At 62.7% G+C, this 22,031-nt stretch carries 17 protein-coding genes and 1 riboswitch; of the genes, 13 read left to right on the top strand and 4 right to left on the bottom strand.

What is annotated here, in order from left to right:
* The first annotated feature begins 47 nt into the window (after positions 1-47).
* Both G4G27_RS23400 and G4G27_RS23395 read left to right on the top strand, forming a co-directional pair.
* Positions 48-1,268, top strand: a complete 1,221-nt coding sequence (locus tag G4G27_RS23400; RefSeq protein WP_183110849.1) for a serine hydrolase domain-containing protein — start codon at positions 48-50, stop codon at positions 1,266-1,268.
* A 123-nt stretch (positions 1,269-1,391) separates the two neighbouring features.
* Positions 1,392-1,631, top strand: coding sequence for a hypothetical protein (locus G4G27_RS23395; protein WP_202049629.1), 240 nt, complete (start codon positions 1,392-1,394; stop codon positions 1,629-1,631).
* Positions 1,632-1,718: 87 nt separating this feature from the next.
* Here the strand turns inward: G4G27_RS23395 and G4G27_RS23390 are convergent, their stop codons facing one another.
* Entirely contained in the window at positions 1,719-3,266 is a 1,548-nt protein-coding gene (locus G4G27_RS23390) for an amidohydrolase family protein (RefSeq protein WP_183110848.1), read from the bottom strand.
* Between the two features lie 178 nt (positions 3,267-3,444).
* On the opposite strand from G4G27_RS23390, the gene G4G27_RS23385 reads away from it, so the two are divergent.
* From G4G27_RS23385 to G4G27_RS23365, 5 genes are all read left to right on the top strand, one after another.
* A complete protein-coding gene (locus tag G4G27_RS23385) occupies positions 3,445-3,966 on the top strand; it encodes a DUF1993 domain-containing protein (RefSeq protein ID WP_183110847.1) in 522 nt (173 codons plus the stop codon).
* A 585-nt stretch (positions 3,967-4,551) separates the two neighbouring features.
* On the top strand, positions 4,552-5,364 hold the full coding sequence (locus tag G4G27_RS23380; protein WP_244624480.1) for a DUF459 domain-containing protein: 813 nt from the start codon (positions 4,552-4,554) through the stop codon (positions 5,362-5,364).
* Complete coding sequence (locus G4G27_RS23375; protein WP_183110845.1) at positions 5,361-6,632, top strand: GDSL-type esterase/lipase family protein; 1,272 nt, start codon at positions 5,361-5,363, stop codon at positions 6,630-6,632. The genes G4G27_RS23380 and G4G27_RS23375 overlap by 4 nt, the downstream gene beginning before the upstream one ends.
* 1 nt (position 6,633) lies before the next feature.
* Positions 6,634-8,052, top strand: a complete 1,419-nt coding sequence (locus G4G27_RS23370) for an MBOAT family protein (RefSeq protein WP_183110844.1) — start codon at positions 6,634-6,636, stop codon at positions 8,050-8,052.
* 11 nt (positions 8,053-8,063) lie between these two features.
* Entirely contained in the window at positions 8,064-8,378 is a 315-nt protein-coding gene (locus G4G27_RS23365; protein WP_183110843.1) for a hypothetical protein, read from the top strand.
* Here G4G27_RS23365 and prfH read toward each other — a convergent pair.
* Complete coding sequence (gene prfH / locus G4G27_RS23360) at positions 8,375-8,995, bottom strand: peptide chain release factor H (protein ID WP_183110842.1); 621 nt, start codon at positions 8,993-8,995, stop codon at positions 8,375-8,377. The genes G4G27_RS23365 and prfH overlap by 4 nt on opposite strands.
* The gene (locus tag G4G27_RS23355; protein WP_183110841.1) at positions 8,992-10,098 is read right to left on the bottom strand and encodes an RNA ligase RtcB family protein; all 1,107 of its coding nucleotides are present in this window, start codon (positions 10,096-10,098) and stop codon (positions 8,992-8,994) included. The genes prfH and G4G27_RS23355 overlap by 4 nt, the downstream gene beginning before the upstream one ends.
* A gap of 152 nt (positions 10,099-10,250) precedes the next feature.
* Between G4G27_RS23355 and G4G27_RS23350 the strand changes: the two genes are divergently transcribed.
* Entirely contained in the window at positions 10,251-10,592 is a 342-nt protein-coding gene (locus tag G4G27_RS23350; RefSeq protein ID WP_183110840.1) for a hypothetical protein, read from the top strand.
* Between the two features lie 268 nt (positions 10,593-10,860).
* On the opposite strand, the gene metE is transcribed toward G4G27_RS23350, so the two are convergent.
* Positions 10,861-13,164, bottom strand: a complete 2,304-nt coding sequence (metE, locus tag G4G27_RS23345; RefSeq protein WP_183110839.1) for a 5-methyltetrahydropteroyltriglutamate--homocysteine S-methyltransferase — start codon at positions 13,162-13,164, stop codon at positions 10,861-10,863.
* Positions 13,165-13,271: 107 nt separating this feature from the next.
* Positions 13,272-13,497, bottom strand: a riboswitch (cobalamin riboswitch).
* A 337-nt stretch (positions 13,498-13,834) separates the two neighbouring features.
* Between metE and ugpC the strand changes: the two genes are divergently transcribed.
* From ugpC to G4G27_RS23320, 5 genes are all read left to right on the top strand, one after another.
* Positions 13,835-14,944, top strand: coding sequence for a sn-glycerol-3-phosphate ABC transporter ATP-binding protein UgpC (gene ugpC, locus G4G27_RS23340; RefSeq protein ID WP_183110838.1), 1,110 nt, complete (start codon positions 13,835-13,837; stop codon positions 14,942-14,944).
* A gap of 165 nt (positions 14,945-15,109) precedes the next feature.
* A complete protein-coding gene (locus G4G27_RS23335) occupies positions 15,110-16,174 on the top strand; it encodes a LacI family DNA-binding transcriptional regulator (RefSeq protein ID WP_183110837.1) in 1,065 nt (354 codons plus the stop codon).
* Positions 16,171-19,110 (top strand): TonB-dependent receptor, encoded by a 2,940-nt coding sequence (locus tag G4G27_RS23330; protein ID WP_244624479.1) that lies wholly within the window; start codon positions 16,171-16,173, stop codon positions 19,108-19,110. Before G4G27_RS23335 ends, G4G27_RS23330 begins: the two co-directional genes overlap by 4 nt.
* An 85-nt stretch (positions 19,111-19,195) precedes the next feature.
* Entirely contained in the window at positions 19,196-20,608 is a 1,413-nt protein-coding gene (locus G4G27_RS23325; protein ID WP_183110836.1) for a glucoamylase family protein, read from the top strand.
* The gene (locus G4G27_RS23320; protein WP_202049628.1) at positions 20,605-22,008 is read left to right on the top strand and encodes a sugar ABC transporter substrate-binding protein; all 1,404 of its coding nucleotides are present in this window, start codon (positions 20,605-20,607) and stop codon (positions 22,006-22,008) included. Before G4G27_RS23325 ends, G4G27_RS23320 begins: the two co-directional genes overlap by 4 nt.
* Positions 22,009-22,031 lie beyond the last annotated feature (23 nt).

The following is a 22,031-nucleotide window of genomic DNA, read 5'->3' as shown; positions in this document are numbered from 1 at the left end:
TCGTTCGTAAATTGAGTCCGCAGCGCCCTGGAACGAGGAAGATCGCCATGTCCTATCGGCTCGCTGCCTGCTTGTTGATCGCCGTCTCGCAGCTTCCCGGTCCTGCCCTGGCCGATGATCGCGCCTTCGACAAAGCGCTGACCGATTTCCGCAAGCTCCAACGCGCCGAAATCAAGCGATCGGGCATTGTCGGCAGCAGCTTCTATGTCGTGCGCGACGGTCGTGTCGTGGTTGCCGACCATATCGGGCAGCAGGACGCGGATGCCAATCTGCCGGTGGACTCGCAAACCATCTATCATTGGGCGTCGATCACCAAGACGATGACCGGGATCGCGATCATGCAGCTGCGCGATCGCGGGCTGCTGACGTTGGACGACCCGATCGTCCGTTATGTGCCCGAACTTGCCGCGGTGCATAATCCGTTCGGCGATACAGCGGCGATCACGCTGCGTCAGTTGATGAGCCACAGCGCCGGTTTCGGCGGCGCGACATGGCGCTGGCGCGATCGCGACTGGCAGCCATTCGAGCCCAAGGCCTGGGCGCAGCTGGTGGCGATGCTGCCCTATACCGAGGTGCAGTTCCGGCCCGGCACCAGGTTCAGCTATTCCAATCCGGGCATCGTCTATCTCGGCCAGGTGATCGAGCGGCTCTCCGGCGAGGATTTCGAAGTCTATATCGACAAGAATATCCTGCGGCCGCTCGGCATGCGCGAGAGCTATTTCGACCGCACGCCGCCCTATCTGCTGCCGCACCGGTCGCACAGTTATTATATCCGCGACGGCAAGCGTGTCGCCGCGCCGTTCGACGCCGATACCGGCGTGACCGTGTCGAATGGCGGGCTCAATGCGCCCATGCCCGACATGGCGAAATATATGGCCTTCCTGCTTGGCGATGCGACGCGCCAGGCCGATTACGACCTGGTCCTCAAGCGATCCTCACTCGAGGAAATGTGGCGGCCGCAAATCGCCGCGGGCGAGGATTTCACGCAAGGGCGGATGGCGACCACGACGTGGAGCGGGTTGTCCTTCTTTCTCGACCAGAGCGACGGGATCCGATTCATCGGCCATAATGGCGACCAGAACGGCTTTCGCACCTATCTCAGCCTGTGTCCCGACCAGCATATGGGCAGCCTGGTCGCGCTCAACACCGAAACACGCGGCGTGGAGAATGAAGCCGCCAACCGAAACAGGCCGGAATCGCGTATCGCGCTGGCCACAGACGGTTTGTGCAAAGCATTAAGCAGGCCGGGTACCAAGCCGACAAACTAGGCCATGACCTGATAAAGCGCATAATTGGCAATCGACCACTAGCGAACATTGATGGCGACCGAAGGCTTGCCCAATTGCAGACACTCCGTCTCATCTTGCTCTGTGGAGGCAGCTTCCATATTCATGCCCATCATGCAGGACGCGCAAAATCCCATCCCCGAAATTACAGAGCAAGCGAAAGCTGAGGCACAATCGCAGCCGAACGGCTGGGTCTACGCAATCGGCGGTGGCTACAACAATACTGAGGCCGTGCCGCCGCAAGCGATAAGTGGTGCATGGAAGGTCGATGAACACGGCAATATAACGGGTGAGTTTAAACCCAATCCCAACTTTGATCCGAATTTCCGCAAACCTAGGCGGTAGGTTTGCTATCAACGGACATCGCGCCAGTGACCGCCAGTCGCCTAACCGCCAGAATCTGACGCTCGCGTCTATAGCTTCACGAGCTGACTATCCTGCGCGCAACAGGCGTCCGGGAAAGCCGACCCGTTTGCCGCCCGCAAAGGCAGCCCGGCCATTGACCATCACCAGGTCGAATCCTTCGGCCATGGCAAACGGATCCACATAGGTGGAGCGAGCTTTGACCTTGGCCGGATCGAACAGGATGAGATCGGCCTTCGCGCCGACCCGGATCACGCCGCGATCGGCGAAGCGCATGATTCCGGCGGGAAAGGCCGTCGCCTTGCGGACCGCTTCTTCGATCGGCAGCTTGCGGTCGCGCACGACATATTCCTCGATCCATTTGGCATAGGTTCCGGTCGCGCGAGGGTGGCGCATGCCCGGGCGGCCATCGGTCGAGATCGCTACGAAGGGATCGAGGATCAGCGTGTCCTGCAACGCCTTGTCCATCGTGAAGTGCGCGCCGGAACCGCCCTCGGGACCCAGCTTGATCAGGAAATCGGCGAAATGGAGCCCGGCCTCCTGCGACGCCTGGGCGACGGTCTTGCCGGCATAGGGCTTCGACCCCAGCAGCAGGGCCTCCGGACCGCCGCGACGGATCATGCGTTTTTCCAGATGATCGCGCAGCTCCTGCCGGCGCGTGGCGACGACCGATGCATAGTCGGTGGGCGGCAGCGCCCATTGCGGGAACAGCAGGTCGATCCCGGTATAGCCGGCGGTATAGGGATATTCGTCGGCGGTGAGATCGATCCCCTGGCGGCGTTTCGCGGCCAGTGACGCAAGCAATTCGCGCGCGCGCTGTTCGCCTTTACCGAACACAACTTTCAAATGCGAGATGTGCGGGCGAGCGGGTAGCGAGGATGTGATCAGCTCGTCGATCGACGCCTCGATCTCGTCGTCATTCTCTGAACGCATATGGCTCATCACGACACCGCCATGGCGGCTGACCACTCGGCCGAGATTGGTCAGCTCGGCGGTCTCCGAATAGATGCCGGGCACATATTCCAGCCCATAGGAAAGGCCGAACGCCCCGGCGCGCAATTCTATTTCGAGTTGCGCCGCCATGCGTTCCAGCGCTGCACTGTCGAGATGACGGACCGCGTCGGACACGCCGGCGGCACGCCTGAGCGTGCCATGACTTGCCAGCAGGGCCACATTGACGTCGAGGCGGACGCGATCGATCGCGTTCATCCAGCTTCGCGGGTCGAGGTCCTTCCTGATCCTGGGCCCGTCGCCATCCTGCCCAAGGACGATCGTGGTGACGCCCATCGCGAGGAAGGATTCGAATGATTCCTTTAGCGGATCGCCATGGCTGTGAGTGTCGATGAAGCCCGGGGCGAGGATACGCCCCTCGCCGGCAATGACGCGAGCGGCCGAGCCCAATCCGCTGGCGGCTGGCGGCGTGATCCGCGCGATCCGGTCGCCCGTAAGCAGTATGTCGGCCAGCCGTGGCGCAGCGCCTGTCCCATCAACGAGCAGGACTTCGCGAAACAGGGTCGAGCGTTCGGCCAGCGCCGCCGCGCGGGCCGGCCAGCTCGCCAGGCCTCCGGTCGCCATCGCGCCGCCGATAAGCAGCCGCCGCGTCAGACGCTGGGACATGACCTTCCCCCATATTGATCTCGGGCCAGGCTAGCAGGGTCGATCCGCTGCCGCCATGCCGGAAGGAGGCTTGCGGGATCGCAAGCCTCCCCCCTCCTTTCACCGCTATCGCGGACTGGCGGCGACCACGCGTGAGCGTTATCGTCCCATTCTCTCCACCAGCAGCAGGACAATATTCATGGCCTTCACTCTCTATGCCGCGACGATCCCGTCCTATCTGCAACTGCTCGGGTCGGTGGCGCGGATGATCGACAAGGCCGAGACGTTCTGCGCGGATACCGGCCTGGCGCCCGAAGCGCTGATCGAGGCGCGGCTGATCGACGACATGTTGCCCCTCGCCTATCAGGTGAAGTCGACCGCAGTGCATTCGCTGGGTGCGATCAAGGGGGTCCGACGCGGCACCTTCTCACCCGACAACACCACGCCGCCGGACAGTTTCGATGGCTTGCGCGCGCTGATCGCGGGCACGATCACGGACCTGGGAGCAATCGATCCGGACGAGGTGGAGAGCTTTGTCGGGCGGGACATACGGTTCGAATTCGGATCCAACCATCGCGACTTCCTGGCGGAGGAATTCCTGCTCTCCTTCTCGCAACCCAATTTCTATTTCCACACAGCGACCGCCTACGACATCCTGCGCATGAAAGGCATCGAGCTGGGCAAGCGCGACTTTATCGGACAGGTGCGGACAAAGGTCTGAACGGCGTTCGCCAACGCGAGGCTGGCAAGCGCCTGACACTTTACAGCGCGGCACCTTATTTCGTCATGCGCGCCGGAAGGCAGACACACCGCATAAAAAACGGTTCACCGCTGGAACCGCACGGCTGGTCGTGCATGATATGAGATTGCATGGCTGAATTGAGCACAGATCAAAGTTGGTGCACAGGCGCCCTCCCCTGTCCTTTTATGAGTTCAGGAAACGGGTGAGGGAGGTCTCGGATAATTCGATCGGACAGTAACGATATCCAATACTGACAGGTATTTCTGTCGACGCATTCACAAATAACCTTCGAATAATGGCGACAACCCGTATTTAGCCTGCAGCGCGCTCGCTCGGTTTAAAGAACTGATGTAGTTCTATACTTGTATTTTCCAAATAAATTACACTATAGTTCAATATTTCTCTGGATTTTTTTCGTAAACCGTTTTAAAACGACGCCATACTCGAACAGACGGTTTTCACATGATAGTCCCAGGCTTAGTACTGGACCGCTCCGCGGTCCTGTTGGTCGGCGTGTGCGCGGGCGCGGCGATCGGTTTCAGCTTTGTCGGCCGTGGCGAGTCCTTGAAATCGCCAGTAATGGCGCCTGTGTGCGCGGCACCTGCCGCGCTTACCGAGAAGCCGCCTGAGATAGCAGCCGCGCTCAGCTGCGCGGCGCCGGCGCAGCGGCAATTGCTGCGCACGATCCGTAAAGGCGGGCCGGTGCGAGTCGCGGTGTTCGGCGACAGTTTCGGCGACGGGGTTGCGTTCGGGCTGCAGCAGCAGCTGACTCACAAAGCCGGTTATGACGTGCTGAAGTTCAGCCAGCCGGCAACCGGCTTCACCCGCTACAAACGGCTCAATCTCGAGACAAAGGCGGCGGAGCAACTCGGCGACGGACCGATCGATGTCGCGGTGATCTCCTTCGGGGCGAATGACGCGCAGGGGATCATCACCGACAAGGGTGAATATGCCGCTCTGATGGGGCCCAAATGGCAGGAGCAGATCGGGGTGCGGATCGATCGCTTCGTCGGGGTGCTGCGCGCGCATCATGCGATGGTCTATTGGGTCGGCCTTCCGCGCATGCGCGAGGCGGAACTCGATGGCGACGTCGGCGCGATCAACCAATTCTATGCCAGGCGAATGGCGGCGCTGGGCGTGCCGTTCATCGATACGCTACCGATCGCGTCGGACGCCCAAGGCAATTACGCCGTCTATCTCGACGATCCCGCAACCGGCAAACGCACTTTGGTGCGCGAGGCCGACGGCATCCATATGTCGATGACCGGCTATAAATGGATCACGCACGGGCTGAGCGAGCGGATCCGCGGTTATGTCGAGGCGACGCGCAAGATCGACGCGGCGGAAACCGCGCCGGTCGCCGCGGTGGCGCAATGAGGATATTCGCGGCCCTTAGCTTGCTGGCGGTGCCGGGCATCGCGTCGGCAGACGCGCCCGCCCCATGCGAGGAGGCGGTATGCAACCTGGATACGCTGGCGCCTTATTTCGCGAAGCTGACGGCGGCGCGCGAGGGACGCGATCATACCCCCGTGCATATCGTACAGATCGGCGACAGCCACACGGCCGGCGATGTGCTGACTGGAAGCTGGCGTGCATTGCTTCAGGCGCAAATGGGTGGCGGCGGGCGTGGCATATTGCCACCCGGGCGACCCTATGACGGATACATCACGCGCGGAATCACCGCCTCGATGTCCTCCGGCTGGCGGATCGCGACGACGTTTGGAAAGGGATCGGCGGCACCGCGTCCACCGCTCGGTCTGTCGAGCTATAGCCTGACAGCGACGCAGGCTGGGGCGACGATGGGGCTGGTCGCGGACGCGGCGATGATGTTCGACCGGTTCGTGCTGTGCGGGATCGCCGGGCCGGACGCCGGGCAAGTGGCGGTGCGGACCGGGACGGAGGCGGAGCAGCGGATCGATTTCGCCGCCGATATAATCACCCCGGTTTGTCACACGATGCGGGTTGGCTCAGTGCAATCCTCAGTCAGTGTCACGTCGCTCGATCGGCCGGTGACGATCACGTCCTGGGCGACGTTCCGCGATGCCGATCAAAATGGTGGCGGCGGCGTGACGCTGTCCAATCTCGGCGTGGTCGGATCGCAGTTGGTGCATTTCGGACGCACCGACGATGCCGTGCTGACTGAGGAGTTGAGGGCTTATGCGCCCGATCTGATCATACTCGCCTTCGGTACCAATGAGGGGTTCGCGCCGCGTTTCGATGCAGACGGTTATGAAGAGGTTTTGCGCGGGCAGGTCGGTCGGATCCGGCGGCTGGCCAACGACGTGCCGATCCTGTTGCTCGGCGCACCCGATGCATTGAGCCGCAATACGGCGTTGCGAAACAACGCGCCCGGCGTGGTGGTCGGGTGCCCGGAGCCGGAAGGTCCTGCAACGCGAGCGGCGCCGTTGTTCGCGCCGCCTGCGCTGGGTCGCGTGCGGGCGATACAGCGCAAGGTCGCGAGTGAGTTGGGGCTCGCTTATTGGGACTGGCAAGCGCGGATGGGTGGTCCCTGCTCCGCCGCACGCTGGGCCGCCGCGGTGCCCGCGATGATGCGCGGCGACCATGTCCATTTCCGCGATGCCGGTGGCGCTATGCTCGCACAAGCACTGCAGGACGATCTGAACCACGCGATGGAGGCGAAGTGAGATGCTGTTTCCCACCCTCACCTTCGGCCTGTTCTTCCTGGTGATGTTCGCGGCCGTATGGTCGCTGCGGTCGAACGACTGGCGCAAGCTGGTGCTGCTGGTCGGCAGCTGGGTATTCTATGGCGCATGGGATTGGCGCTTCGTGCCGCTGCTGATCGTGTCGGCGGTGATCAACTGGGGCGCGGCGGTGCTGATCGCGCGCAGCGACGATACAGGAAGGAGCGGGGCCGCACGGCGGAAAAGCCTGCTGATCGGTGCGGTGGCCGCCAATCTGCTGATGCTCGGCTTCTTCAAATATTTCGGCTTTTTCGCGGAGCAGGCGGGCAGTCTGCTCGCGCTGTCGGGGATCAAACAGGATCCGGCGTTGATGCAGGTGATCCTGCCGATCGGCATCTCCTTCTTCACATTCCAGGGGATCAGCTACGTCGTCGATGTGGCGAAGGGCCGCGTGCCGGCGGCGCGGCTGCTCGACATATTGCTGCTGATGTCGTTCTTCCCGCACCTCGTCGCCGGGCCGATCGTGCGCGCGGCCGATCTGGTGCCGCAATTGCAGGCGGTGCCGAAGCTCAATCGCGGCATGGTGTCGATGGGCTTGCTGCTGATCGTGTGGGGGCTGTTCAAGAAAGCGGTGATCGCGTCGGAACTGGCGACGCAGTTCGTCGACCCGGTGTTCACCGCGCCGCAGCTCTATGGCTCGCTCGACTTGATCCTTGCCGCCTATGGTTATGCGGTACAGATCTATTGCGACTTCTCGGCCTATTCGGACATGGCGATCGGGCTGGCGGCGCTGCTCGGTTATCGTTTCCCGCGCAATTTCGACCGGCCGTACCGGGCGGAATCGCTGCAGGAATTCTGGCGGCGCTGGCATATCAGCCTGTCGCGGTGGTTGCGCGACTATCTCTATATCGACGCGCTGGGCGGCAATAAGGGCGGCCGTTTCCGGGTCTATCGCAACCTGATGATCACCATGCTGCTCGGCGGACTATGGCATGGTGCGAGCTGGACCTTCGTGATCTGGGGTGGGTTGCATGGCACGGCTTTGGTGGTCGAGCGGCTATGGGCGCGGATGCCGGCGACGGCGGGGATCGTGCTGCCGCGCTGGGCAAAGATTGCGCTCACCTTTCATGTCGTGGTGCTTGGCTGGATATTCTTCCGTGCGGCAAGTTTCGGGGATGCGCTGGCTTATCTGGGCGGGATCTTTGCGCCGATCGGCACGGTTACCGCGACGCCCCTGGTGGTCCTGCTGATCGCTGGTGGGCTGGCGATCCACGCGCTGCCCTGGGACGGCCTGACCCGCGCGGCGCAGCGCATCCGTACCGTGCCCGCACCGCTGGTCGCGGCGGGGCTGGCGGTGGCGATGCTGGTGGTCGATGCGATGCGTTACGAAGGGGTCGCGCCCTTCATCTATTTCCGTTTCTGAGGATGCGAACGATGATCGACGCTTATGAATTCCCGACCGAGATGCCCGACGATAGCGCGCCCGGTGCATTGCGCTGGACCGCGACGATCATCGCTTTGACCACCGCCTTGCTCGCCTTGTTCAACGCACAGGCGATCACCGGCTGGGTCGAGGACCTGACGCCGGGACCGAGAACGGTAAAGCTGGTCGCGGCGGCCAATGCCTGGGAGGAAACGACCGCCGATGCGGGGCTCGGCTCGGGCCATGCGCGGCTGCACAAGGTTTGGGCTCGGGTCGAGCGGACACGTTGGTCAGGCGCGGATGAAGTGCAGTTGGCGCAGCGCTAGGATCTGGGGCGAAACCCCGACCCTTCATAACTACGCACCGCGTTGCCGCGCTCGAGCTCGCGGTTTTGCCCCCATAGTGCGCGCTTGCCGCCCGCCTCGCCCGCACGGCGTTGTTCGCCGAACAGCATGGCGAGTTTCAGCCGGGCGATCTTCTTGTTGGCGAATTGCGAGCGCTGATCCTGCGACACAGTGACGAGGCCGGTCGGGACATGCGTCGCGCGGACCGCGCTGTCGGTCTTGTTGACATGTTGTCCGCCCGGGCCGGAGGCGCGCAGCGTCTGGTAGCGGATATCCTCTTCGCGAAAGTCGGGGATCTCGTCGGCAAGCGGCGCAGGCGTCACGCCGACGAACCAGTTGCGGCGTTTGTGCAGCGGGCGAAACGGGCTGGCGCCGATCCAGCGGATCGTACCGGTGTGCGCAGTGGCGAAACCTTCCGCGCCCGCGCCCGATATGCGCAGCAGGACCGACGCGGCGGGGCCGGCGAGCGGCTCGACCGGTTCGCAGGTCAGCCCCGCCGCTTCGCCTTCACGACACAAGGCGCGAGCCAGTTCGGCGACGACCCATTCGCATTCGCGCGGACCCTGGCCGGCCGAGAGGTGAAGGATGATTTCGGTCATGTGCGCCTCGTCTTGTAAGTGATCAACGGACGCAGCGTGGCGACCAGATCGATCAGCCCGGCCTGGTCGAGATCGCGCACGACCTGATGGATATCCTTATATGCTTGCGGCGCCTCCTCGTAGATCAGGTCGCGATCCTCGCAGATCACGCGACTGCCGAGTTTGGTTCGCTCCAGATCCGCGACAGAGAATCGGCGGGCCAGCTTGTCGCGTGCCTCGCTGCGGCTCCATTTGCGGCCCGCGCCATGCGCCAGTGAGTGGAGCGCGACGTCCGCCGCGTCGCGCCGGGGCCGGACGATATAGGTCATCTCGCCGCGCGAGCCGGGCACGACGACCAGCCCTTTGTCGGCGGGTGCGGCACCTTTGCGATGGAGCCAGCCGCCAAGATGCGCGGTGACGCTGTTGTGGCAGATGTCGAGCATGCGCGTGCCCATCATGCCAAGGCGGTCGAAGAAGCGGTCGGCGATGATCTGACGGTTGAGGATCGCCCAGCGCACCGCATCATCATGCTCGGCGAGATAGGCGGCGCAGCCAGTCTCGCCCGCGATCAGGGCAGCGGTGTTGCAGCGGGCGAGATGGCGTTCGAGAATGGCGTGGCCAAGACCACGCGAGCCGCTATGCACCATCAGATAGACAAGGTCCGTGTCGAGTTCGAGCGATGCGAACAGGGTTTCGTCCACGACTTCGTCGATGCGCAAGATCTCGGCAAAGTGGTTGCCGCCGCCGATGCTGCCCAACGCCTCGCCCATCAGGGTTGGCGGAAGGCCGGCACCGGCGAGACGCGCTGCGTGGTCGCCTGACCAGGGATCCTCCAGCCCGCGCAGCTTGCGTTCGGCCGCGTCGAGGCGGAATTTGCGCAGCGGCATCGAGCCGCGCCACAAGGCCATGCCGCAGCCGATATCGCTACCGACAAGGTGCGGATAGACATGGGTGCGCGACCAGAACGCGGCGCCGACCGCGATACCGCGGCCGGCGTGGAGATCCGGCAGGCCGACGATCCTGTCGATGCCCGGTAGTCGCGCGGTCTGATGAAGCTGGTCGATTGCTGCCTGCTCGATCCAGCTTTCCGGCGAGGCGATGATGCGGATAGTGGCCTGAGTCATCACAGCGAGCCCCTCCAGCGGAGGCCTTTCTGGCCCAGAGCAACTGTCTCACCGCGATCGCGCCAGAACCAGACCCGATCTTTCAACAGGCCATCATCGGGATCGACGTAGAATTCGGGCCATACGCAGTTGCGGCGATCGGGCAGGAGTTCGTGTCCATCGTGCAGCAACTCGCCACGCCGACCATGCGAGATGCCGAACAGGACGAAGTCGCAGAGATGCTGGCGAACATGCATCTTGACCGTGCTGCCGCTGTCGAGGTCGGCGCAGATTTCGCTGAACACATCGTCCCAACGCCGCCCGACGCGCTTCTGGATGAAACGGCGGAGCGGGGCGAGATTCTCGTTGAGCGACTTGGTGTAGGGCGCTTGCTGTTTCGTGTGGCGCTTGAGGCCGATGAACTTGCGGTCCTGATCGCGATCCTTTTTGAGTTTTACCGGCGGTGCATGGCTCGCACCATCGGGGCGATGAAAACTGACAAACGAAGAAGATGAAAAGTGCCGCGACGCTATTGCCGCGGAAATAGTCTAGGCGACCAAAGTCACCCCAGTGGGACGTGCCCATGCTGATTGTTCCTGAACTCGGAGATCGGGAGTGGTTGTGCTGGGTGCATGAGCAGTCGCATGGTTCACTCCTTTCCTTGAGTGGTGGAACAACGAGCGCGGCGGATAGGCCGGCCAGGCGGATTTTGCAAGCCGGCAAGTCTGCGGGGTGCGGCACTTAAGTCCGCAGAACCAGTACCGCACCCCGAATTTCAACGCCTCAGGCCTCGGCGCGAAGCTGCCGCGCGGCGGCGACCATCGCTTCGATCGCGGGACGGACTTCGGCCCAATTGCGCGTCTTCAGGCCGCAGTCGGGATTGACCCAGAGCTGGTCGGCATCGAGGTGCGTGCGGGCGAGCCGCATCAGATCGACCATCTCATCTATGCCGGGCACGCGCGGGGCGTGGATGTCGTAGACGCCCGGACCGATATCGGCGGGGTAGCGATAGCTGGCGAAACCGGCGAGCAATTCCATTTGCGACCGCGCGGTTTCGATCGAGATGACATCGGCGTCCATCGCGCCGATCGACGTCAGGATGTCGTTGAATTCCGAATAGCACATATGAGTATGGATCTGGGTCGCATCGGCCACCCCAGCGGCGGAAAGGCGGAAGCACTCGACCGCCCAGTCGAGATAATGTTGCCAGTCTTTTCGCCGCAACGGCAGACCTTCGCGCAGAGCCGCTTCATCGATCTGAATCGCCTTGGCGCCAGCCGCTTCGAGATCGGCCACCTCGTCGCGGATCGCCAGCGCGATCTGACGGCAGCTTGCGCTGCGCGGCTGATCGTCGCGCACGAACGACCAGTTGAGGATGGTGACCGGGCCGGTCAGCATGCCCTTGACCGGGCGAATGGTCAGTTCTTGTGCGAAGCGCCACCAGTCGACCGTCATCGGCTTCGGGCGCGACACGTCGCCATAAAGGATCGGCGGGCGCACGCAGCGCGAGCCATAGCTTTGCACCCAACCCTGACGCGTGAAGGCGAACCCGGCGAGCTGTTCGCCGAAATATTGCACCATGTCGTTGCGCTCGAATTCGCCGTGCACCAGCATGTCGAGCCCGACATCTTCCTGCCAGCGGATTGCGCGCTCGGTTTCCTCGCGCAGGAACGCGTCATAGGCCGCGTCGTCGAGCAGGCCCTTGCCATGTTGCGAGCGAGCCTGGCGCACCTCCGCGGTTTGCGGGAAGGAGCCGATCGTGGTGGTCGGGAAAAGCGGCAGCGCGAGGCGCGCCTGTTGCTCCGCCCGGCGCGGCGCATGGGCCGAGCGACGCTGCAGCAGATCCGGTGTGACCGCGGCAATACGCGCGGCAACCGCCGCGTCGTGGATCAGCCGCGAGGTGCGGCGATTGGCCGCCGCCCGTGCCGATGCCGCGAGCGGTTTGGCGACACTGTCGCGGCCGTCATTGAGCGCGCGTTTGAGGATGCCGAGCTCCTCGATCTTCTGCACCGCGAAGGCAAGCCACTGTGCGACCTCCGGATCGAGTCCGGTTTCAAGCGCGAGATCGATCGGGGTGTGCAGCAGCGAGCATGATGGCGCGAGGATCAGGTCGCGCGTCGCGGCGATCGGTTCGAGCAGGTCGAGCAAGGCGGGCAGATCGGCGCGCCAGATATTGCGACCATCGATCACGCCGAGCGACAGGAGCAGGCTCTTCGGCGCCTCGGCAAGCACCGCGCCGAGTTGTTCCGGCGCGCGCACCAGATCGACGTGCAGGCCGGCGACAGGCAAGGTCAGCGCGAACGGCAGATTGTCCTCGAGCCCGCCGAAATAGGTCGTCAGCATCAGCTTCACGCCATAGCGCGACAGCCGGGCATAGGCCTGGGCAATGGCATGGCGCTGACGATAGCTGAGGTCGAGCACCAGGCACGGCTCGTCGATCTGCACCCATTCGGCGCCGGCGGCGGAAAGCTGGCTGAGCACTGCGCCGTACAGGCCGACGACCTGGTCGAGAAAGTCGAACGGATCGACATCGCGGCCCTTGACCAGCGACAGCCAGGTGACCGGGCCGAGCAGCACCGGGCGAGTCTCGAAACCTTGCGCCTTGGCCTCGCGATAATCCTCGACGATCTTGGCCGACCCGAGCGCGAGGCGTTGTCCGGCGACCAGTTCGGGGACCATGTAATGATAGTTGGTGTCGAACCATTTGGTCATTTCGAGCGCGGTCTCGCCGCCGCCCCGGGTATGGGCGTGACCGCAGTCCGCTGCTCCGTCGCCGGTCGATCCGCGCGCCATCGCGAAATAGGTGGCGAGGGTCGCATCACCGTCGGCCGACGCATAGCGTTCGGGGATCGCGCCGAGCATCATGCTCGTGTCGAGCACATGATCGTAAAGCGAGAAATCGTTGGAGGGCAGCCAGTCGGTGCCAAGCGCGCGCTGGCGCGCCCAGGCGGCGGTGCGCAGGCCGGCGGCGGATTCGAGCAGGTCGGCTTCGCTCGATTTACCCGACCAATAGCGTTCGAGCGCGAATTTCAGTTCGCGGCGCGGGCCGATACGCGGGAAACCCAATGTGGCGATCGTGACGGTCATTTTCCTCATACCCCGATGAAGGGCGAGGGACCGGGCACGGACACAAGCGCGCGCGCCCGGCAGAAACGGTCACGACACACAAGCGACCAGCCCGGGCACCCCGCCGGTGGACGTTATCGTGACGAGGCAGGTCTCCTGGCTCGCGGGTCGTCACGTCGGCCTGGCCTTCCCGGCGGTTCGCACCGCCAGTGACGCTTGATGGCCGCCGCTCGCCGCTTACAGTTGCGGGGGCAGCGCCGGCATTGGCCATGGATCGCTCCATGGCCGCACCGGCTTCCCGTCTTAGCTCCACGAACGACATGCCCGCGGAGAACCTCGACACCCAAGCATCCCAGCGAATGAGCGCGGCGTCAAGTGTGATATAAAGATATCTTTATATTGTTATGTTATCATTAACACTTCGAGCTACCCTCCCTCACTCCGTTCGTTTCGAGCCCTTCGACTGCCTGCCAAGGCAGGCGCTCAGGATAAACTTCGGCCCTCTGGGCCGAAGTCGAGAAACCCTGCGCAACGCTAGTGGCTTGTTTCTCGACTTCGTCGAAACGAACGGCGGGTGCGTGAGGCGGTGACCTGATCGCTTCAAGCCATATCAGCTGGGGATAGCGCCCCGCCGTGTAACCGGTTACTTGAACGCTTGCGACCGGCGATCAGCGTCGGCGGGAGAGGCTGAATGGCGGACGTGCGGCTGGCGGGCGCATCGAAATCCTTCGGGACGACGGCGGTGTTGCGCGACATCGACCTGGACATCGCGGACGGCGAGTTCGTCGTGTTCGTCGGCCCCTCGGGATGCGGCAAATCGACCCTGTTGCGAGTCATCGCCGGGCTCGAGGATCTGAGCGCGGACGAGGTGTCGATCGGTGGACGCGTGGTCAACGACGTGGCGCCGGCGGATCGCGGCATCGCGATGGTGTTCCAATCCTATGCGCTCTACCCGCATATGAACGTGCGCGAGAATCTCGCCTTTGGACTGAAGCTGCAGCATCTGCCGCGTGCGGAAATCGACGCGGCGGTCGAGGCAGCGGCGGCGACGCTCGATATCGGCCATTTGCTCGACCGCAAGCCGAAGCAATTGTCGGGCGGTCAGCGGCAACGCGTCGCGATCGGCCGCGCGATCGTACGCCAGCCCCAGGTGTTCCTGTTCGACGAGCCGCTCTCCAATCTCGATGCGGCACTGCGCGTGCGCATGCGGTATGAATTCGCCGGGCTGCACAAGACGCTCGGCACGACGATGATCTATGTCACGCACGACCAGGTCGAGGCGATGACGCTGGCCGACCGCATCGTCGTGCTGTCGGCCGGCCGGATCGAGCAGGTCGGCACCCCGGCCGAGCTTTATGCGCATCCCGACACGATCTTCGTTGCGGGTTTTATCGGGTCGCCGAAAATGAATCTGCTGCCGGCGGTTCTGGTGTCGAACGCGCCGGGCGGTGCGGTGGTGCGACTGGCGGGCGGGACCGAGATCCATACCGCGATCGATGCGAGCCCGCTGGCGACGGGGGCGGCGGTAACATTGGGCATCCGGCCGGAGCATTTCGCGATCGACGGGGAGGTCAACCGGATCGAGACGGTGGTGCGCTTCGTCGAATCGCTGGGCAGCGCGCATTTCGGGTATCTCGATCTTGCCGGGCTGAACGAGCCGCTGATCTGCGCCTTGCCCGAGCGGCCGGCGGTCGACGCGACCATCGCGGTCGGCTTGCCGAGCGAGCATCTTTATCTGTTCGATGCCGAAGGCAAAGCGCTGGCCCGGCCACGGACAGAAGCGGCCAGCGCCGCCGCCTGACGAAGCGGATCAATCTCTTTTAAAAAACGCTGGCAGCACCCCGTGTAACCGGTTACAGAACTCTCGTGGAACCGGTTACAAGCGTCGCGAGAACGCAGGCCGACCATCGGACCGAGTCGCCGGATGATCCGGGGCCGGCCCGTAGCGAGAGGGACTGAAGGGGCAATGCCCACCGCCACGATCAGGGATGTTGCACGCACCGCATCGGTATCGGTCGCGTCCGCATCGCGCGCGCTCAACGGTCATGCCAGCGTGACCGCGGCGACCCGCGCGCGCGTGATCGAGGCCGCCGATGCGCTCAACTATGTCCCGCACCTCGGCGCGCGGAGTCTTTCGACCAGACGCTCGAACACGATCGGCGTCGTGCTGCCCGATCTGTTCGGTGAATTCTTTTCCGAGATCATTCGCGGCATCGATTATGCCGCGCACCGCCGCGGGCTGCAGCTGTTGCTGTCGAACATGCATGGTAGCGCGCAGGAGACCGCCGCGGCGCTGCGCGCGATGCGCGGGCGAGTCGACGGGCTACTGGTCATGTCGCCGCAACTCGACGCCGATTTCCTGGCGCATAACTTGCCCAAGGGATTGCCCACGGTAGTGATGAACGGGCGGATCGAGGGTGCACGCCATGCATCGATCGCGATCGACAACCAGGCCGGCGCGCGCACCGCCGTCGCACACCTGGTCGCGCAGGGGTGCAAGCGCATCGCACACCTCGCCGGACCGGCGGGCAATGCCGATGCAGATGAACGCGCGCTGGGCTTTCGCGAAGCGGTGGCCGAAATGCTCGGCGATCATGATCCGATCGTGCTGGCCGGCGATTTCAGCGAGGAAGCCGGAATCACTGCCGCAGCCGATCTTGCCGGACGCGACGTCGACGGCGTGTTTTCCGCCAACGACATCATGGCGATCGGCTGCATGATCGCGCTGGCCGATGCGGGCGTCGATATCCCCCGGGAGGTGGCGATCGTCGGTTTCGACGATGTGCCGATCGCGCGCTACGTCACCCCCGGGCTCAGCACGATGCGCGTCCATATCGCCCAGCTCGGTGAAAGCGCGCTCGAACGGCTGGTCGCAACGATAGAGGCGGACGAAGCGCCCGAGGCGACAGCCGAATTCCTGACACCAGAACTCGTCGTGCGCGCGTCCAGCGCGCGCGGCGACGCCATCCTATCGACAACAGGCGCATCAACAACGGGTCCGAAAAATCGGACGCAGGGGAGAGTAGTATGAACGCGTTCATGAAAGCAGGGCTACGGGCCGCCTTGGTCTCGACGACCATCCTTGGCGGCACGCTGATGATGGCGGCGCCGGCGGCGGCGCAGACCACGACCGCATCGGTGCGCGGCCAGGTGACGGGCGCGGACGGCGCACCGGTCAGCGGCGCGACCGTGACGGCGGTCAATATCGGGACCAACCAGACGTTTAGAGCGACGACCGATGCGAATGGTAATTATGGGCTCAACGGCCTGCGGCCGGCGTCGTATGACGTGACGGTGACCGGTGCCGATGGCACCGAGAAGAAGCAGCGCATCAGCGTCGGGATCGGCCAGAGTGCTAGCCTCAATGTGACGCTCGCCACGGCAGTCGCCGATGCCGGGACGGCCCCAGCGGGTGATGACACGGACATCGTCGTGACGGCAGGGTCGCTGGTCGAGTCACGGACGAGCGAAGTGGCGACCAATATCAGCCAGCAACAAATTCGGTCACTGCCGCAGACTGACCGCAACTTCCTGTCCTTCGCGGCGCTAGCGCCTGGCGTGCGCTATAACGACAGTGAGAATGGCAAGGGATTCACTTCGGGCGCATCGACCAGCAGTCAGGTCAATGTGTTTATCGATGGCGTGTCGTTGAAGAACAAGCTGCGCGAAGGCGGCGTCGCCGGTCAGCAGAATAGCCGGGGCAACCCGTTCGGCCAGCTCGCGGTGCAAGAGTTCCGCGTTCTTACCCAGAATTACAAGGCCGAGTATGAGCAGGCCGGCGCCGCAATTATCACCGCAGTGACCAAGTCGGGAACCAATGATTTTCATGGCGAGGTATTTGGTCAATACACCGGCAAAGGTCTTTCCGAGAAAGACTACATCAACAAGCGCGATAACCTTCCGGAACCAAAATTCTCACGTAAGCAATATGGAATCTCGCTGGGTGGCCCGATCATCAAGGACAAGCTGTTCTTTTTCGGCACCTATGAAGGAAATGATCAGGATCGAGCTTTCAACGTAAAGGCGGGGGGCAGCCCGGCGTTGCGGACAGCGTTCGAAGCCAGCACCGGACGTCCTATTAGCGACTTCGAGGGCTCCTTTGTTAGCCCGTTTCGCGGTGATTTCTACTTTGGCAAGCTGACATTGACCCCCGATGAGCGACAGGTGTTCGATCTGTCATTTAGTCGTCGTCAAGAAAGCGATATTCAAAACTTTGGCAACATCACCTCTTATGAGGCGGCTGAAAACAAGCTAAACACCGTCGATACCTACCAGTTCAAGTGGACATATACCGGCGACAAATTTGTCAATGAATTCAATACTAACTATTTGAACTATGACTTCAACCCGGTGTCGCTGAATCCTAGCTTGCCATCTCGTGAATATGCCGGGGTATTGATAATCGGCGGCAAAGATTCAAGCCGCCGAGAGGTACAGCAAGGCTATACCATTCGCGACGATTTCACTTATTCGGGTTTTGACGGTCATACGATCAAATTTGGTGCGCGCGTAGAAATAACCGATATCGACTTCGACAATCAGGCATATATTCAGCCGCGCTATACCTACTTCAATGATGATCGCGGCACCCCGACCCCGACCGACGATCTGAATTTCAGCTTTCCCGCAGAAGCTCGGTTGGGCCTCGGCAATTCACTGATTCAGTCGTCCAATACGCAGGTCGGCCTTTATCTCCAGGACGATTGGGACGTCACGGACAAGTTGCAGTTGAACATTGGCCTGCGTTGGGATTACGAGACGAACGGTTTCGCCAACGAATATATAACGCCAGCCAGCGCCGCGGCGGCGCTCCGCGCGCTGCCGAAGACCTTCTACTTCGACCCCGAAAACTACATCACGGATGGTCATGACCGTCCACCATTCAAGGGAGCCTTCGCCCCGCGCTTTGGCTTCTCATATGATGTCAAAGGGGATCAATCGACGGTCATTTTCGGTGGTGTCGGTCGCTACTACGATCGCAATAATTTCAGCAACACGGTCGATGAGCTCGCTCGCCGTTTGAATCCGGTGGGTGTTTTCCGCTTCTCCCAGGACGGATTACCGCGCAATGGCCTACCGACGGTGCAATGGAATAACAGCTATCTGACCCGCGAAGGCCTGATCGCGTTGCGCAATACATCGACATCCGGCCTGCCGGAACTGTTTGCGGTAAAGAACAACGCCAAGCCGCCAGTCAATGATCAGGCCAGCCTCGGCGTACGCCAGAAATTCGGGCCTTGGCAGGCATCGCTCACGGCATCCTATATTCGGGGCCGCAATGGCTACACGCATCTGTTCGCCACGCGAAACAACAATGGCCTGGGCGGATGCTGCAACACAGGTCCAGTCGTTCCGTTCGGTTATTCCAATGTCCTGATTGGCTATGACGGCCTCGATACCCGATACAAGGCGATCTACTTCACGCTCGATAAAAATTATACGAAATCGTCGGGCTGGGGCCTCAATATCGCCTACACCCTCTCCAAGGCCGAGCAGAACGGCGGCGACCTGTTCAGCCTCGATGGCCTGGTGCCCGACAGCTATGGCTGGCGTCCTATCAAGGACAGCGACGAAAGGCACCGCCTTGTTATATCTGGCATCGTCGATTTACCGGCCGGTTTTCAGCTTTCCACGCTAACTACTCTCGGCAGCGGTACTGCCTATCCGGTCACCGATGGCACCGACAGTTCGCCGGGTGGAGCCAAAAACTATAGCATCTACCCCAAGAAAAACTGCATTGGCGGAGTTTTCGCTTATTGCGAGGTCAATCTGTCTTTGGAGAATCGCCAGAAATTGTTTGGCGATCACGAAATAAGCTTCGCCGTGGATTTGTTGAATGCTTTCAACAACAAGAACTTCAAGGATTTCGACGGCTTCTTCTCAAGCACTGACCCGCTATTGCCTGATGGCAACGCCTTGCTCACCCTCCCCCGGCGCATCCAGTTCCGCGCCGGATATCGCTTCTAACCTCCCCCCCTACCGGCGGCGTCCCCCAATCCCCTTGTCGGGCGCCGCCGGGATTTTTTAGTTTCGCGTAATAACGGAGTTTCCCATGACCACGCGCCGCGAGCTTCTGCACGGATCGGCGTTGGCGGTGGTTGCGTTCGGTGCGGGTTGTGCACCGGGTGTGGGGATTGCCAAGGGGCCGCGCGAGCCGGCGCTGATCGGCGATCTGCAGGAACGGACCTTTCGCTTCTTCTGGGACACGACGGATCCCAAAACCGGGCTCGCGCATGATCGCTGGCCGACCCAATCCTTCTCCAGCATTGCCGCGGTGGGTTTCGCGCTGACCGCTTATCCGGTCGGTGTGGTCAATGGCTGGATCACACGGACCGAAGCACGCGCGCGGACGCTGACTACATTGGAATATTTCGCGGCGCTGCCGCAGGGGCCTGCCGCGACCGGCATGGGCGGGTATAAGGGCTTCTTCTACCATTTCCTCGAGCGCGATACCGGGCATCGTTTTCGCGACACCGAACTGTCGACGGTCGACACCACCCTGTTGTTCGGCGGGATGCTGTTCGCGCAGAGCTGGTTCGATGGCGACCATCCCGATGAACGGCGGATCCGCGCGCTGGCCGACGAGCTTTACGGCCGCGCCGACTGGACCTGGATCCGCCCCCGCGCGCCATTGATCTGCATGGGTTGGCGGCCGGAGAACGGCTTTATCCCGAGCGACTGGGACATTTATAACGAAGGCCTGCTGACTTATCTGCTTGCGCTCGCATCCCCCACTCATGCGGTCGAGCCGGAGACCTGGGATGCGTGGACCTCGCGCTTCGAACCGCAATGGACCGACAAATGGGGCGGCAAGCCCTATCTCCATTATCCGCCGCTGTTCGTGCATCAATATAGTCATTTATGGGTCGATTTCCGTGGCATCGCGGATCGCTATATGACCGCCAAGGGCATCGATTATTTCGAGAATACGCGCCGCGCGACCTATGCGCACAAGGCCTATGCGGCGGCCAATCCGGGCGAGTTCAAGGGCTATGGCGGCGATATCTGGGGCCTGACCGCGTGCGACGGGCCGGCGGATTTCCGGACGACGATCGACGGCAAGCAGCGCCAGTTCTTCAGTTATTCCGCGCGCGGGCCGGGCGACCGTGACGACGGCACGATCGCACCGACCGCCGCCGCGACCTCGATCGCCTTCGCGCCGGAGATCGCGGTGCCGGCGATCGAGGCGCTGCACCGGCACTATGGCAGGGCGATTTACGGCAAATACGGCTTTATCGATTCATTCAATCCGACGCTGACCGATCCCAAGGCACGGCTCGACCATGGCAAGATCACGCCTGGGGCCGGCTGGGTCGGGCCGGATTATCTGGGGATCGATCAGGGGCCGATCGTGCTGGGGATCGAGAATTGGCGCACCGGCCTGATTTGGGCGACGATGCGCAAGAACCCGCATATCCGACGGGGGTTGAAGCTGGCCGGTTTCAAGGGCGGGTGGCTGGGTTGAGTTTGACGCCCGCCCCTTCCGTTCGTGCTGAGCTTGTCGAAGCACCGTTCTTCTTCTCCGACGTCGAGAAGAAAAAACGGTCCCCTTCGACTGCCTGCCTGCGGCAGTCGCTCAGGACAGGCTTCGACAAGCTCAGCACGAACGGCGGGTTTTTGGCAGGCGTGATTGCGCTCCTGCTCGCAAGCTGTTCGCCGCCCTCCACAAAAACCACGCTCAACCTGTGGGCAATGGGCCGCGAAGGGGAAGTCATCGGCCAGCTGATCCCGGCATTCGAAAAGGAGAATCCGGGCATCGAGGTGCGGGTGCAGCAATTGCCCTTCACCGCCGCGCACGAGAAATTGCTCACCGCCTTTGCCGGCGACGCGCTGCCCGACATGGCGCAGCTCGGCAATAGCTGGGTGCCGGAGTTCGTCGCATTGGGCGCGCTCGCGCCGCTCGATGCGCAGGTCGCGGCGACACCGGCGATCGATCGCACGGATTATTTCCCGGGCGTGTGGGATTCGAATGTCGTCGCCGGCGCGCTGTACGGTGTGCCCTGGTATGTCGATACGCGGTTGCTCTTTTATCGCCGCGACCTGCTGCAACAGGCGGGGTACGACCATCCGCCGCGCGACTGGACCGAGTGGCGCGCGCAAATGCGCGCGATCAAGAAGCTGGTCGGCCCACGGAAATACGCCGCCCTCCTCCCACTCAACGAATATGAACCGCTGACCACGCTCGGGCTCAACCAGCCCCAGGAAATGCTGCGCGATGGCGGGCGCTATGGCAATTTCCGTGGGGCCGGATTCAAGGCGGCGCTCGCTTTCTATCTCGAAACCTTTCACGACAAGCTCGCACCGATCGCGACCAACACCGAAATCTCCAATGTGTGGGATGAATTCGATCGCGGTTTCTTCAGCTTCTACATCACCGGTCCGTGGCAGATCGGCGAGTTCAAGCGCCGCTTGCCGGCCAATCGCCAGGGCATCTGGATGACCGCGCCGGTGCCGGGGCCCGACGGTCCGGGCAGTTCGAACGCGGGCGGCTCGAGCCTCGTGTTGTTCAAGGCGTCGACCAAACAGGCGGCGGGCTGGAAACTGATCGAATATCTGTCGCGGCCCGCGACGCAAATTCGGTTTCATGCGTTGACCGGCGATCTGCCGCCGCGGCGCAGCGCCTGGGCCGCACCGTCGCTGCGCGAGGATCGCTATGCGCGCGCCTTTGCCGATCAATTGCTGCGCGCCAAGCCGACGCCCAAGGTACCGGAATGGGAGCGCATCGCAACCGAAGTGCGACTGGTCGCGGAGGCCGCCGCGCATGGCCGAATGACGGTCGATCAGGCTGTGGTTGAGATGGATAAACGCGCCGATGCGATCCTCGCCAAACGGCGCTGGATGTTGGATCAGGGCACGGCAAAGTGAGATTCGCTGTACCCGCCCCCGTT

Origin of the sequence: Sphingomonas sp. So64.6b, assembly GCF_014171475.1 — a bacterium.
GTDB lineage: Bacteria > Pseudomonadota > Alphaproteobacteria > Sphingomonadales > Sphingomonadaceae > Sphingomonas > Sphingomonas alpina_A.
The sequence above is the reverse complement of the archived record's forward strand: the minus strand, read 5'-3'. Positions and strand labels throughout refer to the sequence as shown.